Genomic DNA, 16,061 nt, shown 5'->3' with positions numbered 1-16,061 from the left:
AAATGGCGTTTCAATTAATCATAAATACGTTAGTTGCGTTTTTGTGGATGCTCTTTCAAAACAGTTTTACCGCCCAAACTTTCGTTTTTGGTTATGTCATAGGGATGCTTGTCGTTCTTTGTTTAATCCGTTTTAAAGGCCGCTATTTTTACATGCTTCGCGTTTGGTCCTTTTTAAAGCTAATGGGTGTGTTTGCCAAGGAATTGACGGTTGCCAACCTGGATGTTGCCAAAATTGTCATCAGCCCTAAAATGAACATTGCTCCTGGGATCATTGCCGTGCCAACTGAACTGGAGACGAGGGTGGAAAAAACATTGTTTGCCGTCATGATGACATTGACACCAGGAACGATGTCGATTGAGTTTTCAGAAGACGGTCGCTACATTTTTGTCCATGCCTTAAATGCCGAAGACAAAGATGGGCTGGTGAAGCAAGCAAAAGATACATTTGAGGCTGGCATTTTGGAGGTGACCCGTCGCTATCATGTTTAATTTGTTGCTCTCTATTGCTTTAGTCATACTAAGCCTAGCCGCGCTCCTTTGTTTTGTCCGTGCCCTTCTTGGACCAACCAATCATGACCGCATTGTGGCGCTTGATACCGTTGGCATCTTATTAATTGGCTTTGTCGGCATCTTAATGATTCTTCAAGACACACGCGCCTATACCGAAATTCTTCTCGTCGTAGGCATTCTCGCTTTTGTAGGCTCAGCCGCCATGGCGAAATTTCTTGAAAGGGGGAATTTGTTTGACGACGATTGAATGGCTAATCGCAGTTTTGGCATTACTAGGATCTATTTTCGGCTTCCTTTCTGCTGTCGGCATCGTTCGATTGCCTGATGTGTACTCCCGTCTCCATGCGACGGGAAAAAATTCGACATTTGGCATTATGATGATCATGGCCGCTGTATTCCTCTACTTTTTTGTATTAAAAGGCGAGTTTATTGGCAAGTTGTTGTTAACGATTCTATTTGTGTTTATTACGGTGCCGATTGCAGCATTAATGATTTCTCGATCCGCTTACCGTATAGGCATTCCGATGGACGCTTCCACTGTTTGTGACGAAATGAAGCCTTTTTATGACAAAGAAAAGAAAACATATGCGAACAACAGCAAACAGACAACAAAGGAAAATCCTACAAAACCATTACCTACAGAAAATAGGCCCTAAATAAAAGGACACGTTTGATGACAAGAATAGTGCTGAATTTGGGGAAAAACGTTACAAAGTGATTAAAAATCAGGTGTTCAGCCTTATTTTGGCCTTTAAGTCTTGACACAACAAGGATTCATGAGTAAATTAAGGGCAGGCATTGTCGCTATAAGCCGCATACAGCGAATATAGCAATATGTTGGTCTGTAAGAAGAAAAGAATGAAACAACTTTACGATAAGAAAAGGAGTTTTTTAAGATGAACAAAACAGATTTAATCAATGCAGTATCAGAACAAGCAGAAATCTCTAAAAAAGACGCTTCCAAAGCAGTTGACGCTGTTTTTAATGGCATTACGGAATCACTCGTAAAAGGAGCAAAAGTACAACTCGTCGGTTTTGGTAGCTTTGAAGTCCGCGAGCGTTCTGCTCGTAAAGGCCGCAACCCGCAAACTGGCGAAGAAATTGAAATCCCAGCAACAAAAAACCCTGCTTTCAAGCCAGGTAAACAGTTAAAAGACGCTGTTAACGAGTAAAACAACAGCAAACACATAGATTCCACTAGGGGTGCTTCGTGCTGAGAAAAGGTTCGCCTTTAACTCTTCAACCTGATCTAGTTCATACTAGCGTAGGGAAGTGGAAACGTAAAAAATACATTTGTTTTTTTTACATTACAACAGTCGCCTCCACAAGTACGGGCGGCTGTTTTTTTATTTTAGACAGAAAGGATGATGGCGTTGTCGACGATTTATCGCGCTTTAACGATCGCTGGAACCGATCCTACAGGAGGAGCTGGCATTCAAGCCGATCTCAAGACGTTTCAAGAACTAGAAGTGTATGGAATGAGCGTGATTACCTCGCTAGTGGCGCAAAATACGACAGGTGTGCGGGCTATCCACCACGTACCCCTTGAATTCATCGACCAGCAGTTCCAAGCGGTTGTCGATGATATTTACCCAAGCGCTATTAAAACAGGCATGATCGCGCTCCCAGAAATGATGGAACTCCTGCAACAACAACTACATTCCCACAAAAACGTCCCTTATGTTTGCGACCCAGTGATGATGGCCAAAAACGGCGACCCATTGCTAGAAAAGCATGTGCGCGCTAAGCTTCGCGAGACACTTGTGCCTTTAGCAACAATTGTCACACCTAATATTGCTGAAGCGGAAGATTTAATTGACATGCAAATTGATGATATTGACGATATGGAAAAAGCAGCCATACGGATTGTTAAAGAATTAGGGGCACAAAGCGTTGTTGTAAAAGGGGGAAGTTTAACAGGCGATGCGGTTGATGTGTTTTACAGTAGAGAGACTGGATTGTTTAAATTAGATGCGCCCCGTACGGATACAAAACACACACATGGGACAGGCTGTACCTTCTCAGCAGCGATTTGTGCCCAATTGGCTAAAGGCATAGCGCTATTGGATGCAGTCCAAAAAGCAAAAGCTTTTACAGCAGATGCCATTACTTGGTCTTTACAAATTGGGAATGGCTATGGTCCAACCAACCATTGGGGTCATCGACTTAATGGGTTACCAGGCAAAAACGTTAACCAATAAGGGAACGATTCCCGCGTTTATTTGTCAACCAAGCGCATGAGAGAATATGGTCCAGTGCAAAGGCTCGATACGCATTTTTTAAATGGCAATAACAAAAAACATGCGTCTCGGTAACGGTGTATACTGTAACTTCCCTTTGGGTTAGCTTTTTATTTTTTGCTTCATAGATGAGTTCTACCCGCCCTTGCTCAGTAGCAGCTCTGTTTAATAACCGGATCATCATAATCACACTCCTTTTGATTATTATTATAACGATCGAACGAATGTTCGTCAACAAAAAAACAGAATGTTTGTTCGTTGTATTTTCTCCCGCATCTTACTAAGAAAGATGCGGGCTTTCTGTTTTAACAATCATTCATTGTGGGTAAATCCTCCTTGCCTCTCATTCCTTCTTCCTAAGTTCAACTATCTATTTTCATCGCTTTTTGTTCGAGTTCATAGACGCATACATGGGAGTTAAGTATAATGGGAAAAGTATTTGGAAATCACCTCCCAGGTTATAAACGCGAATAAATGGGTAAGTAAAGTTTATTCCGTCATCACAGTTGATTTAAAACAAGGAGCGCATCAATGAATTCAAATGACACACGAACGAAGATTGACCCCGTATTTTACTGGGTGCTTGGCATCCTCCTTATCTTTATTGTTGTTGGCATCTCTGCTCCAGCGCGCCTTGAAGCGATTACAGCCGCTGCCCAGGCCTTTATCGCCGATCGGTTTGGCTGGTATTATTTAATCGTCGTTACCTTCTTTTTGCTTGTATGCCTCTTTTTTATCTTTAGCCCTTATGGAAAGATACGTTTAGGCAAAGATGAAGACCGTCCTGAATACAGTTACTTAACATGGTTTGCTTTCTTATTTAGCGCAGGACTCGGCGTCGGGCTTCTGTTTTTCGGAGCTGCCGAACCAATTGCTCATTATGCAGTGAGCTCACCGACTGTAGAAGAAGGAACGGGAGCAGCTGCGCTAGAGTCCATGAAGTACGTATTTCTCCATTGGGGTTTTCATGGTTGGGCCATTTATGCAATTGTGGCGATTTGTTTGGCTTACTTTAATTTCCGCAAAGAACAGCCTGGCCTGATTAGCGCAGCGTTGTCGCCATTAATTAATCCAAATGGCTTCTTTGGCAAAACGATTGATGTGATCGCTATTATTGCCACATTGTCAGGAATTGCAACGACGCTCGGATTTGGGGCCGCTCAAATGAACGGCGGCATTTCCTTCCTGACAAACTTAGAAAACAGCTTTATGCTCCAGTTAGCGATTATTGTTGTGATTACCGTGCTCTTTCTTATTTCAGCAAGTACAGGGCTTGATAAGGGAATCCGCATTTTAAGTATTGTCAATATGACACTTGTCGTGCTTATGTTGCTGTTTTTCGCCGTGTTTGGTGCAACCATGTACTCGTTAAACCTTTTCACAAATACACTTGGCCAGTACATACAATCCTTGCCTGAACTTAGTTTTACGATTGCGCCAAACAGTGCAGAACACCGTGCTTGGATTAACGCGTGGACCTTGTTTTATTGGGCCTGGTGGATGGCATGGTCCCCTTACGTCGGTACATTCATTGCCCGTGTATCGCGAGGACGGACACTGCGAGAATTCGTCATTGGCGTATTGCTAGTCCCATCGCTGCTAGGCTTTGTTTGGTTTTCATTTTTAGGGGGGACATCGATTGCTGCCGAGTCTTCGGGGGCTGCCGCTATTTCAACATTAGCTGATGAAGAGATGTTGTTTGGCGTGCTAAGTACAATGCCCTTTAGTACCATTACATCCTTTATAACGATCTTTTTAATCGCTGTATTTTTTATTACGTCAGCTGATTCAGCCACATTTGTGCTAGGTAGCCAGTCTACAAAAGGATCATTAAATCCAGCTAACAAAATTAAAATAACATGGGGCCTGTTAATGTCAGCAACGGCCGCTGTTCTTCTCTATAGCGGCGGCCTGCAAGCATTGCAAAACACAATGATTGTCGTGGCGTTTCCTTTTTCGATTATCATCGTGCTTATGGTCATTTCTCTTTTAAAAGCATTGCGCCAAGAAAGACTAAAAGAGCAGGTCAAAGAGCGGCGGCTACGTCGTGAACTCGTTGAGCTCCGCAACTTCAAAAACAAGCATGAACGTGAAGAGAAAAAACGTTTAAAACAGGAACAAAAAAAACAGCACAAACGTGCCGTGCCAAAAAGCAATCATCAGAAAACCAAACCACCAAAAAAGAACGATTAACAATCGATACAGACAAACCGTCACCAATAAAACAGAGGCCAGCGTTCGCTGGCCTCCATTTTATCTTCAAGTCGCTTAAATAGACGTCGTCTGCTTTGTCTCTGTCCACGCCTTCTTCCATGAGTGCTGAGCAAACAGTAACAGCCCAAGGGCGAAACAGGCAGAAAGGGCGAACAGAAGAAATCCGCTAGCGTACGTCCCCGTTATATCCTTAAACAAGCCGAGAATATTTGGCAAGAAAAAGCCGCCAACGCCTCCAGCAGCTCCAACGATGCCAGTTACCATGCCGATTTCTTTATGGAAACGCTGCGGGACAAGTTGAAACACAGCACCGTTGCCCATGCCGAGGCAGCCCATGCCTATAAATAACACAGTAAGAGCAAACGCAATCGGCGGGAGAAAACTAACGGCAAACATACAAAGGGCTACGCCAACAAAAAGCACAGTAAGCAAGCGAGCACCGCCAATTTTGTCTGCAATCAACCCGCCAATTGGGCGCAATAAGCTGCCGGCAGCAACGACAAGTGTGACAAACTCCCCTGCTCTGACCCCTGAAACAGCATACTGGTTTACAAAGAAATAGCTTAAAAAGCTTGACAAGCCTACAAATCCACCAAATGTAACACTGTAAAGCAAGCAAAAGTACCATGTATCACGCTCTTGGAATACACGGAAATACGCTTTTAACGGCTTTGGAGCTGGCTGGTTTGGTGGCTCCTTCGCCATCAGGATGTAAGAGATGAGCACAAGGGAAAGAGGAATAAGCGCTAGTCCCATCACCCCATTCCAACCAACAATTTCTGCCAGCCTTGGCCCGAACAATGTAGCAAATAAGGTACCACTATTTCCGGCTCCTGCTATGCCCATTGCTACTCCTTGTAAATGAGGGGGGTACCACCGGCTAGCCATTGGCAGCGAAGCAGAAAAACTAGCACCCGCAACGCCAAGCAGCAGCCCGATCGCGATCAATTCTGACAAGCTCGTACCAAATAGCCAGCCCCACAACAGCGGTACCATCGTTACAACCATGCCTGCTATGCTCGTCTTTTTTGGCCCATAACGATCTGTCAAAATGCCAACAAGGATGCGGAAAACAGAGCCTGCTAAAATCGGAATCCCGACAATGAACCCAATTTGTGAAGCACTCAAGCCAAAATCAGCAGTAATGTATGCGCCAAGGGCACCAAGCAATACCCAAATCATAAAGCTTACATCGAAATATAAAAAAGCGGAAAACAACGAAGGCGCATGCCCGCTTTTGCGTAACTCAGAAAGTTTCATGTTCCCAACACTCCTTCCATTTGCTCATGAACAACTAATGGTTCAGCCCTTACTGCGCTGACTTTAAAAGCTGGCATGCGGCAATCAGGGTCTAAATTGCCTGTAATTATACGATTGACGTTTTGTTTGCCACTCCAGTGAAAAGGGACAAATACAGTATCTTCACGAATCGTTTCCGTAAAGTGACAACGGACGATCATACTGCCTTGTTTGGTAGTCAGCTTGATAAGCGTTCGATCAGCAATTCCATGCTTTTTAGCGGTTTCTGGATGCATTTCTACAAAAGATTCAAAGTTTCGTGCCATAAGGGAGGCGCTATTTCGTGTCTGTACGCCAGTCAAATAGTGAGCAAGCACTCTGCCCGTCGTTAAATAAAGAGGGTAATCTCGACTTGGTTTTTCTTTTGGTACAGGCGCGTCGTTCGGAACAACGGTCATAAGCGCTTTTTTGTTTGGCCGATAAAAACAATCCGTAAATAACAGTGGCGTCCCTGGATGTTCCAGGCTAGGGCATGGCCAAAAAATCCCCTTTTCTTTCCTAAGCCGCTCATACGTAATTCCATAGTAATCAGCGATTCCACCTTTGCTGGCCATTCTTAATTCAGTAAAAATGTCTTCCGAGCAGGAATAGGAAAAATCAGTTCCTTTGCCAAGAACAGCCGCAATGTTACAGATAATTTGCCAATCATGGCGGGCTTCCCCATAAGGAGGCATACTGGCTTCACGCAGTGTCACTCTGCCTTCGACATTTGTCATCGTGCCTTCATCTTCCAAATAAGAAGTGGACGGCAAGATCAAGTCAGCAAGCTGAGCTGTTTCAGAAACAAATAAGTCGACAGCGACCAGAAATTTTAGCTTTTTTAAAGCATTTTTGACAAAATCGGCCTGTGGATGGGATACGACCGGATTGGAGCACATTAAAAACATTCCGGTAATTTCCCCCTTGTCTGCTTTTTTCATCATTTCAAAAGCCGAGACACCCTTCCTTGGCAACTGTTCAGGTGAAATCCCCCAAATAGCGGCAATATGAGCGCGATGCTCTTCATTTTCGATTGAACGGTATCCTGGAAGCTGATCGGCTTTTTGACCATGTTCCCTTGCCCCTTGGCCATTACTTTGTCCTGTAACCGCGGCAAATCCACATGCGTGTTTGCCTAACTTCCCTGTAGCGATTAGAACATTCAGGAAATTACGGACAGCCATGGAGCCGTTTGTTTGCTGCTCAACGCCCCTTGCCGTAAAAATCATCCCTGTTCTTGCCTTAGCAAACGTTTCAGCAGCCTTGGTGATCACATCGCCGCTGACCCCTGTTTGCTCGGCTATGTTTTCAAGTTTGAGCTTGGCAATATGGGCTTTGACTTCCGCAAACCCTTCAACCTGTTTTTGGATGAAAGCGGCATCTTCGTAGCCACCTTCTAAGATACATTTCAATAACCCATTTGCTAAAGCAGCGTCTGTACCAGGTTTTAGCTTTATATGCAAGTCAGCCAGCTGTGCAGTTGCCGTTTCCCTTGGATCAACGACGATAAGAAAAGCGCCGTTCTTTTTCGCTTGTTCAATGTAAGGCATCAGCGTTGGTTGGCATTCAGCTAAATTGGTCCCTACCAACATCAGACATTCCGCAAACAGAACGTCTTCAAGGGAATTGGTTAAGCCTCTATCTATTCCAAATGCTGTTGTAGCAGCGGAGGCAGCAGCCGACATACAGAGCCGGCCATTATAGTCAATATGCCTTGTTTTCAAGGCTACACGGGCAAACTTACCGAGCAAATATGCTTCTTCATTTGTAATTGAGGCGCTTCCATATACGGCCATTGCATCATGCCCATCTTCTTGCTGAATTGCTTGAACGTTTTCGGCGATTTGTTTCAGTGCTTCATCCCAACTAATCGGCAGCCATTTTCCATTTACTTTGGCCAGCGGTTGTGTAAGCCGATCGGGATGAAAGGCGTGTTGGTGAGCATTCAGCCCTTTTACACATAAACGGCCTTTTGACGTGGGGTTCTCTATGCCAACAACGTCGTATGATGTTTCCTGTCCATGCTTACGCTTAATCAATTGCACCTTGCATTGTACACTGCAAAAAGGGCATTGGCTGTTATAGACGATTTCACGATTAGGCAGTTGTCTTTTTTCTTGCAAATATCCCGACTGCATTCGAGTACAATCCCTCCACTCCAAATTTTTATCTCTTTAAACGACTGGCATTCGTTCTGCATGCTCATGGCTAACTGCCGTTATTTCCGCTAGCTGTTTATTTAATTTTGCCTGGCAAGCAGCGTCAAACACGACTTCGCGAACATGGACCGCGCCTTTACGGACAAGCCAAGCATGGATATTTTCACTGTACTGCGCTGATTGCCTAAAGTATTGCAGCAAAGCGCAAACAAGTTGAAAGGTTCCTTCAACGGAGTCGTTCGAACAAAATAATTCAGAACCAATCGCTACTTCCCAATTTAATGGCGACCGGGAGAGACGAATAGCAGCGAGCTCGTGTCGACGAGCAGCTAACGTAACGCATACTTCTGTTTCCATAGGAAAAGGCACACAGTTAAATAAATCGAGCAGTCTTTCAGCCAAGTGCCTCCCTTCCGGCCAGTTATAGTGGCTGTCATCAATAACAACCTGCAAACGCTTGCCTGCCAAAACAGCAGGAGGCATATCAAGCTGTTCAAAGACGTAAGGCAGTTGCTTTTCCGTCAACCCTTTCAGCTGCACTTGGTTACGTGCTGAAAAATCAATTCTCGGCACTTGCAGTTCCTCAGCCATTAGGGCAAATTGTTTTAATTGGTCAGTGCTCAATCTGCCAGCAATGTGTGGAAGTGTAATCGTATAACTGCCATCGTTTTCTTGTTTTCCATTCCGTTCCTTTGGTGCTCCCCCAGGAAAGAACAATCCGGCATAATAAGCAGACACTTCTCGGCAGACTCGGCACCCATTTTTGTTTTTCCAACCTAGCTTTTCGCTCATGTCAGAAAACACAACGAGCCGTTTCTCGGCGATTGATTTGGCGACTTGTTGTTCGGTTAGCGACGTGCATGGGCACAACGGTTTTCTTTCGGCTATATCGACAGTCGCTAGCAGTTGTCCATGCTTAAAGCTTTCTAGCATAGCGGCCACTCTGACCTCGCATCCACCGCATGAACTTGCCGCTTTCGTTCCCGCTTTTATCTGTGCAATTGTGTGCTGTCCGGCTGCCATTGCGCTCATAATGTCGCCCTTTGATACAGCATTACAATTGCAAATGAGATGGGAAGCTGGCAGAGAGGCTAGCTCTCGTTCAAATGCTGTTCCATCTTCTGTTAATAGTTGCGTCTTCTCGTCATCTGACAATGGCGTGTTTGCCCGAATCAACTGCAACAGCTGGTCGCTTTGTCGCGTATTGCCAAACAATACTGCCCCGGCAAGGCAATTCCCTTTAAACAGAAGCTTCTTATACTGACCCGTAATTTCGTTTAAAGTTTTCAAAACAGTACAAGTGCCAGAACAGATTGTTTCGCCTGCAGAAAAGACGTTTACTCCTGATATTTTCAATTGCGTCGCTAACACAGTGCCGTTATAATACAGGCCTGGCAGTCCACAAAGCTCACGGGCCAGCACTTTTGCTTGTTCATATAAGGGGGCCACTAACCCATAGCTGATTCCGTTATGTTCGGCACATTCGCCGACGGCATACACACCTGAAACGTCCGTGCGTAGACGATCATCAACAACAATTCCTCGCTTTGTTGGAATGTTGCTTTCCTTGGCAATGGCAATGTTCGGCTGGACGCCAGCTGCCATGACAACAAAATCAGCAGAAAGAGTGGTTCCATCTTGAAAACGAAGACCTGTTACCCGCTCCTCGCCGCTAATTTCCGCTGTTTGTTTTTGTAACAGAAAGTGAATCCCTTTGCTCTCAAGGCTCTGTTTCAACAGCCGGGCTGCCGTTTCGTCGAGCTGGCGCTCCATAATTCGGTCAGAAAGATGAATGACGCTTACGTCGACGCCTAAATGAGCCAGCCCTTGGGCTGCTTCAAGACCAAGCAAACCGCCCCCAATGACAGCCGCTTTTTGGTAACGAGTCGCCCATTCAGTTAACCGTTCACAATCACGGATTGTGCGAAAAACAAATACGCCTTCTTTCTCCACTCCTGGCACTGGAAGGACAAAAGGTTCCGAACCAGTAGCGATCACTAGCTTGTCGTAAGCAAGTTCCCCTTTGTCGGTATATACTTTCTGGGCAACGGGATCGATTCTGGTCGCTTTCTCACCTAATCGCAGCTCAATGCCATGGTCAACATACCATTGGAACGGATGGATGCCGATGCTGTGAAGCGTCTGTTTCCCTTGCAAAACGGAGGAAAGCAAGATGCGGTTATAGCTTGGGCGGTCTTCTTCTGATAAAATCGTAATCGCAAACTGGCGCGGAGCAAGTTTTAACACTTCCTCTACCACGCGGACGCCTGCCATGCCATTGCCAATAAGGACGAGTCGCTGTCTTGACTTCGAGCCCATCCAATCACTCCTTTTAACAAGCATTAAATAAACACGTAAATATCGTCTCCTTCAACTTTCACAGTAAAACAAGCTACATTTCCTTGGTCTCCACCTTGCGCGCTGCCCGTTTTCATGCAAATTTTCCAATCATGCAGCGGGCAATAAACATAATTTCCACTAACGATGCCTTCGGACAGTGGCCCGCCTTTATGAGGACATTTATTGTCAAGGACCCGGACGGACCCATCCTCTTGCATAAATAAAGCAAGCTCCCTCCCTTCGATTTCAACTTTCTTGCCTAAACCGACCGCCAGCTCATTTCGGTTAGCGACAAACACTTTTCTACCCGCTTCCACGAATGCCATCACATACCTCCTCCCTGTTTAACAGCAATTTTTTTCTTTTCAAACAATTGATTCTGCTTTTCTTCACTCTCAACAATTTCCGTCCACGGATCTTTGTGCCTAGATAGCGCCATTTCCATCCGTTCGATTAGCGCTGCTCGTTCGATGCTGTCGTCGAAAATCACTTTTTTAATTGATTCAAGCCCGACTCGCTCAATCCAATGGGAAGTCCGTTCTAAATAGGTGGCTTGTTCCCGATAATATTGCAAAAATGCACTGATCGTTTCCATTACTTCTTCATTCGTTGCCACTTTGCAAAGCAGCTCAGCGCTTCTTAAATCAACGCCTCCATTCCCACCTACATAGATTTCCCATGCTCCTTCTACACCCACAATTCCAACATCTTTTATTCCTGATTCCGCACAATTACGCGGGCAAGCGGAAACAGCCATTTTTACTTTATGGGGCGTATTCAGGCCCTCGTATTTTTTTTCAATTTCGATTCCAAGGCTAATCGAGTCCTGCGTGCCAAAACGGCAAAAATCTTCACCAACGCACGTTTTGACTGTCCGCAATGTTTTGCCATACGCATAGCCGGAGCGCATCCCTAAATCACGCCATACGTTAGGCAATTTTTCTTTTTCGACGCCGAGCAAGTCGATCCGTTGACCGCCGGTGACTTTTAATAAAGGGACATTGTATTTTTCAGCAACATCAGCGATTTTCCGCAGTTGTTCTGGATTGGTCACCCCGCCATACATCCGAGGCACAACAGAGAACGTGCCGTCTTTCTGGATATTGGCATGGACCCGTTCATTAACAAACCGGGAATGAGCATCATCCGTATAATCAAGGGGGCTAATGAGACCTAGATAGTAGTTGAGAGCAGGGCGGCACTTTGAACAGCCTTCCTCTGACTTCCAACCAAGCACGCTCATGACTTCTCGAACATAGGACAAGCCCATTTCCCGGATCGAGGCTACCACTGCTTCATGGGTTAATTCCGTACAGCCGCAAAGAGGTTCTGGTTTTGCCATTATGTCCGTTCCTGTTGTGAGTGCCAACAATTCAGCTACTTCCGGCTTGCAGCCACCACAAGACCTTGACGCATTCGTACATTGCCTTATTTCTGCTACCGTAGAAAGCCCCTGCTCTTTAATTGCACAGACAATCTCACCTTTGCTTACACCGTTACAGCCGCAAATCGTTTCTTCGTCTGCCATTGTAGCTACTACTGATGGACTGCTGTCATTCGTCTCAGATGGGAACAGTGCCGCTTTACTTATGGCCGAAATGTCTTCCCCAGACCGAATGAGAGAAAGAATTCGATTGGCATCATTGGTGTCGCCAAATAAGACGGCCCCTACAACTTGATTGTTTTTAACAACTAGCTTTTTGTAGACTCCAGCAAATTCGTCATGGATACGAATCGATTTCGTCTCGTCTTGATCGCGAAACGCCCCTGCAGAAAAGACATTTACCCCTGAAACTTTTAATTTCGTGGAGACGATTGACCCTTTATAGCCGCTGACCTCGTTGCTCGTATTTGTACAGATGTGTTCAGCAAGCACTTTGCCTTGTTCGTACAAGGGAGCAACAAGCCCATAAACGATACCACGGTGTTCAGCACATTCACCAACTGCATATACATCTTCTTCGCTAGTTTCCATATAATCATTGACGACGATTGCTTGATTTACTTTAAGTCCTGATTGCTTAGCCAATTGAACATTCGGACGAATGCCAACAGCCATAACAACTAAATCAGCTTTTATACTTGTTTGGTCACTGAAGGAAATGCCCTTGACCCGGTTGTGGCCATTGATTTTGACCGTTTTCTTATTTAAATGAAACTGCATCCCTTGTTGTTCAAGCTCGGCCTTCAACATCTTTCCTGCACCTGAATCCAGTTGCCGGTCCATTAAATGATCGGCAATATGGATGACATCAACGTCCATTTTTAAGTTCAACAGGCCTCTAGCTGCTTCAAGGCCTAGCAGCCCTCCACCAATGACCACCGCTTTTTGATACGATTTCGCAGCATTGATCATTGATTCGCAATCGGCGATGTTGCGAAACGCAATGACACCTTCTTTCTCTGCTCCAGGCAAAGGGAGCATAAACGGGTCGGAGCCTGTGGCAAAGATCAAACGGTCATAGGTCCGTTTAATGCCACTGGCGCTCCACACTTCTTTTTTGCGACAATCAACTCGTACGACTGCGTCACCTGTAAACAATTCAATTTGGTTTCTTTCATACCAGTCGTAGTCGTTTAAGACGATGTCGCTTACACTTGCGTCGCCTTGAAGAACAGACGACAACAATATTCGATTGTAATTTGGATGGGGTTCTGCACCGAAAACCGTGAATTGAAAACGATTAGGCTCTCGTTTAATGATTTCTTCGAGTGTGCGGATGCCCGCCATGCCATTGCCAATTAAAACAACCTTTTCTTTATTCACATCTCAAAACTCCTTTTAAAAAAAATCCAATTACCTCGTTTAAGACATTGTCTGATCGAGTGGTTGATTGTGCAGAACGACAGAAGCGTACATCGAAAGAGATTTAGCATATGCTTGAACTTGATCGCTCGTCGTTAAAATAGGCAATACAGCTTCATTTGCACATTCTGCTAAAACGAGTCGCAAATCATCAATTTCTTGCTCTGTTTCACAAAAGGCATGAGTTAAGTGGCCTTCTTCTAGCAGACGACGAATCGCAACAGTTATTTTTTGTGGTAACAAGCGGCGGTTAATGGCATCTGTACCAATCACGACAGGCGAAAGAGTTGATTTTTTCGAATAACGCGCCAATTGCAAACCGAGTGAGCGAGCGATTTGCTCCACCTCCTGTGTTCCCGCCATAAGTTGCCCTTGTACAGAACGAATATCATAGCCTTTCTCGCCAAGCTTTGCTAAAAACGCGAACAACACCTCCTTGGCAAAAAACAAGACTGCTTGATTTTTACTAGTTTGAAGCACAGCAGCGATGTCCGTATCAGTAACAATTTTCCCCTTGTTTTGTTGGAGGGGGGCCGCAAAGACATCCGCCCCTTGCGCCCGCAACGTTCCCGTCATTTCAGTTTCTCCTCTTAGCGAAAGTATTCCCATGCCAGAAAGGGGCTTGTGCTCAAACCATGATACAGCCCCACGGACACCGACAACATCGCCGATTAAAATAACAGCAGGATTCGCCAAGTTAGCGTTAGCGACATTGGTCACAATCGTTTCTAGTGTTCCTTCCACGGACCGCTGTCGACTGTATGTGCCCCACTCGACAATGAGCACAGGCGTACCGGCTGGTTTTCCATGTGTCATTAACTGGTCAACAATGGCAGCTAATTGTTTCATGCCCATATAGATCATTAGCGTGTCAACCGATTGAGCAAGTGCTCGCCAATTAGGGGGCTCTTTTTTTTCGTCTCTGTCGCGATGAGCAGTTACGACTGCAAATGAACTGGAAAGCGTTCTATGGGTTGCCGGTACACCTGCATAAATAGAAGCGGCTGTACCCGCTGTCACACCAGGGACAATCTCAAATGGAATGTGGTGAGTTTTTAAATAAGCAGCTTCCTCTCCTACTCTGCCGAATACGGCAGGATCGCCCCCTTTTAAGCGAACAACCGTTTTTCCTTTTTTTGCGTGGACAAGCATTTCTGTTTGGATGTCTCCTTGGCGCAACACATGTTTGCACGGCTGCTTGCCTGCATACACCAACTTGGCATGATCGCTAACTTCCATGATGAGCGCCGGATTGGCAAGCCTGTCAAAAATCACAACGTCAGCTTGTTGTAATACCTTTCGTGCTTTAACAGTCAACAGTTCGGCGTCTCCAGGCCCTGCACCGACGAGGTACACTTTTCCTTGTATGGACATGTAAAACTCCTTTTTGATACCTAAAATGATTTCCCCTAGTCTAACGTGGATCGTTTTTCTACTGGCACCGATTGTAATATTTTGTGACATACTAACGTTCGACAAAAGTCGCCGCTGACCCGAACAGCATTATCCCGCTTCTAAATGAAAAACAGGGCTAAGCATGGCTTAGCCCCGTGTTCTTATTTTTGACTATTTCCTTACAACCGTTAACCTTGAACCTCTGGATTTTTTTGGACTTGAGAAACGTTTTTCTTATTGACTAAAGCTAAAATGCCGGCAATAAGCAAGAAAATAAAAGCTAGCGTAAAAAACAATCCATTTAAAAAGAAGCCTGTAACAGAAATAATAATTAATGCAATACCGCTAATGACTCTTAACTTAGGTGCCCATGATAAAAATCCTAAAGCAATCGCTAAAAAGGATAGCCAAAACACAGAGGAACCATCATTTGCCATTGCTTCTTCACCAAAAGCAACCCCACCAGCCGTCACAAGAAAGCCACTAACGATTCCACAAATGCCTCCGAGAATAGACAGAACTGCAATCCACGTTTTCATTGAAAACCTCCTAAAGTTAGATAAATATTGTAACAGTTCACGTTCCATTTTACATGCATTTACTTATTTTTTCCATTGTTTATTTAAATTTTTCCATGTTTTTATCAATAAAGGTCCGGCCAAAAAGGCTTAACAACTTACAGTAACATATTGCTCTTTCCATGACGAAATGCTTTTATCCGCCTCGTTCTCCCAGGGGACTGGCGAAAAAATCCCAGGACAGCTCTCTCCTCTTTTAGCTGTTCTAACATCAAACAATATTGTTTATTTTTATTAACCATCCAAGAATCAAGGCTTTTCTCACCATTACTTAAGTTCTAATTTAGATTCACCACTACCCCGTCCTTTTACATCATGCTAAAATTCCATATATAGGGGAGTGTTTATATGTATAAAATCATTTGCAACAATAACGGCAAACTAAAAGATTTATGTGAGTCTAACAGTACAGTTATTAAAACGTTCTTGTGTTACAAAGAAGCTAAGCGCCTGGCTGAGAAATTAAACTCAAATACCACTCCTGATTTTATCTGGACCGTTGTAGAAATCTAAAAAAGACGAGCATTAGCTCATGCGCA

The 16,061-nt window shown here is 44.7% G+C and carries 14 protein-coding genes and 1 riboswitch; of the genes, 6 read left to right on the top strand and 8 right to left on the bottom strand.

All coding sequences use genetic code 11. From position 1 onward, the window contains the following. Positions 1-2 precede the first annotated feature (2 nt). The 5 genes from BUC05_RS01595 (at position 3) to thiD (ending at position 2,713) form a co-directional block, all read left to right on the top strand. A complete protein-coding gene (locus tag BUC05_RS01595) occupies positions 3-491 on the top strand; it encodes a Na+/H+ antiporter subunit E (protein ID WP_011246475.1) in 489 nt (162 codons plus the stop codon). After that, positions 484-759: a Na(+)/H(+) antiporter subunit F1 gene (locus BUC05_RS01590; protein ID WP_011246474.1), complete on the top strand. Its 276-nt coding sequence runs from the start codon at positions 484-486 to the stop codon at positions 757-759. The genes BUC05_RS01595 and BUC05_RS01590 overlap by 8 nt, the downstream gene beginning before the upstream one ends. Then, on the top strand, positions 746-1,168 hold the full coding sequence (gene mnhG / locus BUC05_RS01585) for a monovalent cation/H(+) antiporter subunit G (RefSeq protein WP_011246473.1): 423 nt from the start codon (positions 746-748) through the stop codon (positions 1,166-1,168). Before BUC05_RS01590 ends, mnhG begins: the two co-directional genes overlap by 14 nt. 240 nt (positions 1,169-1,408) lie before the next feature. Further along, the gene (locus tag BUC05_RS01580) at positions 1,409-1,684 is read left to right on the top strand and encodes an HU family DNA-binding protein (protein WP_011246472.1); all 276 of its coding nucleotides are present in this window, start codon (positions 1,409-1,411) and stop codon (positions 1,682-1,684) included. A 17-nt stretch (positions 1,685-1,701) separates the two neighbouring features. After that, positions 1,702-1,800: riboswitch (TPP riboswitch) on the top strand. A gap of 85 nt (positions 1,801-1,885) precedes the next feature. Next, a complete protein-coding gene (gene thiD, locus BUC05_RS01575) occupies positions 1,886-2,713 on the top strand; it encodes a bifunctional hydroxymethylpyrimidine kinase/phosphomethylpyrimidine kinase (RefSeq protein ID WP_035203906.1) in 828 nt (275 codons plus the stop codon). Here the strand turns inward: thiD and BUC05_RS21990 are convergent. Beyond that, positions 2,703-2,933, bottom strand: a complete 231-nt coding sequence (locus BUC05_RS21990) for a WYL domain-containing protein (protein ID WP_350006515.1) — start codon at positions 2,931-2,933, stop codon at positions 2,703-2,705. The two genes, thiD and BUC05_RS21990, sit on opposite strands and share 11 nt — an antisense overlap. Before the next feature lie 350 nt (positions 2,934-3,283). Here BUC05_RS21990 and BUC05_RS01565 point away from each other — a divergent pair, with 350 nt between their 5' ends. Next, entirely contained in the window at positions 3,284-4,945 is a 1,662-nt protein-coding gene (locus BUC05_RS01565) for a BCCT family transporter (RefSeq protein WP_011246470.1), read from the top strand. A 75-nt stretch (positions 4,946-5,020) separates the two neighbouring features. On the opposite strand, the gene BUC05_RS01560 is transcribed toward BUC05_RS01565, so the two are convergent. From BUC05_RS01560 to BUC05_RS01530, 7 genes are all read right to left on the bottom strand, one after another. Then, on the bottom strand, positions 5,021-6,226 hold the full coding sequence (locus tag BUC05_RS01560) for a nitrate/nitrite transporter (RefSeq protein ID WP_011246469.1): 1,206 nt from the start codon (positions 6,224-6,226) through the stop codon (positions 5,021-5,023). Continuing rightward, the gene (gene nasC / locus BUC05_RS01555) at positions 6,223-8,382 is read right to left on the bottom strand and encodes an assimilatory nitrate reductase catalytic subunit NasC (protein ID WP_073303999.1); all 2,160 of its coding nucleotides are present in this window, start codon (positions 8,380-8,382) and stop codon (positions 6,223-6,225) included. The genes BUC05_RS01560 and nasC overlap by 4 nt, the downstream gene beginning before the upstream one ends. 36 nt (positions 8,383-8,418) lie before the next feature. Further along, the gene (gene nirB / locus BUC05_RS01550; RefSeq protein ID WP_073303997.1) at positions 8,419-10,722 is read right to left on the bottom strand and encodes a nitrite reductase large subunit NirB; all 2,304 of its coding nucleotides are present in this window, start codon (positions 10,720-10,722) and stop codon (positions 8,419-8,421) included. A 23-nt stretch (positions 10,723-10,745) separates the two neighbouring features. Beyond that, entirely contained in the window at positions 10,746-11,069 is a 324-nt protein-coding gene (nirD, locus tag BUC05_RS01545) for a nitrite reductase small subunit NirD (protein ID WP_035203897.1), read from the bottom strand. Continuing rightward, entirely contained in the window at positions 11,069-13,510 is a 2,442-nt protein-coding gene (nirB, locus tag BUC05_RS01540; RefSeq protein WP_035203895.1) for a nitrite reductase large subunit NirB, read from the bottom strand. Before nirB (BUC05_RS01540) ends, nirD begins: the two co-directional genes overlap by 1 nt. Positions 13,511-13,549: 39 nt before the next feature. Beyond that, positions 13,550-14,923 carry a uroporphyrinogen-III C-methyltransferase gene (cobA, locus tag BUC05_RS01535; protein ID WP_035203892.1) on the bottom strand — a complete coding sequence of 458 codons (1,374 nt, stop codon included), beginning with the start codon at positions 14,921-14,923 and terminating at the stop codon, positions 13,550-13,552. A gap of 209 nt (positions 14,924-15,132) precedes the next feature. Next, positions 15,133-15,483: a hypothetical protein gene (locus tag BUC05_RS01530; protein WP_073303995.1), complete on the bottom strand. Its 351-nt coding sequence runs from the start codon at positions 15,481-15,483 to the stop codon at positions 15,133-15,135. Positions 15,484-16,061 lie beyond the last annotated feature (578 nt).

It is taken from the genome of Shouchella rhizosphaerae (assembly GCF_900142675.1).
Taxonomy (GTDB): domain Bacteria; phylum Bacillota; class Bacilli; order Bacillales; family Bacillaceae_D; genus Shouchella; species Shouchella rhizosphaerae.
The sequence above is the reverse complement of the archived record's forward strand: the minus strand, read 5'-3'. Positions and strand labels throughout refer to the sequence as shown.

Bases quoted from the DNA above. Each gene is read 5' to 3' on its own strand.
- BUC05_RS01595 (WP_011246475.1), top strand. From the start codon at position 3: ATGGCGTTTCAATTAATCATAAATACGTTAGTTGCGTTTTTGTGGATG.
- BUC05_RS01590 (WP_011246474.1), top strand. From the start codon at position 484: ATGTTTAATTTGTTGCTCTCTATTGCTTTAGTCATACTAAGCCTAGCC.
- BUC05_RS01580 (WP_011246472.1), top strand. From the start codon at position 1,409: ATGAACAAAACAGATTTAATCAATGCAGTATCAGAACAAGCAGAAATC.
- BUC05_RS21990 (WP_350006515.1), bottom strand. From the start codon at position 2,933: ATGATCCGGTTATTAAACAGAGCTGCTACTGAGCAAGGGCGGGTAGAA.
- BUC05_RS01565 (WP_011246470.1), top strand. From the start codon at position 3,284: ATGAATTCAAATGACACACGAACGAAGATTGACCCCGTATTTTACTGG.
- BUC05_RS01560 (WP_011246469.1), bottom strand. From the start codon at position 6,226: ATGAAACTTTCTGAGTTACGCAAAAGCGGGCATGCGCCTTCGTTGTTT.
- nasC (WP_073303999.1), bottom strand. From the start codon at position 8,382: ATGCAGTCGGGATATTTGCAAGAAAAAAGACAACTGCCTAATCGTGAA.
- nirB (WP_073303997.1), bottom strand. From the start codon at position 10,722: ATGGGCTCGAAGTCAAGACAGCGACTCGTCCTTATTGGCAATGGCATG.
- nirD (WP_035203897.1), bottom strand. From the start codon at position 11,069: ATGGCATTCGTGGAAGCGGGTAGAAAAGTGTTTGTCGCTAACCGAAAT.
- cobA (WP_035203892.1), bottom strand. From the start codon at position 14,923: ATGTCCATACAAGGAAAAGTGTACCTCGTCGGTGCAGGGCCTGGAGAC.
- BUC05_RS01530 (WP_073303995.1), bottom strand. From the start codon at position 15,483: ATGAAAACGTGGATTGCAGTTCTGTCTATTCTCGGAGGCATTTGTGGA.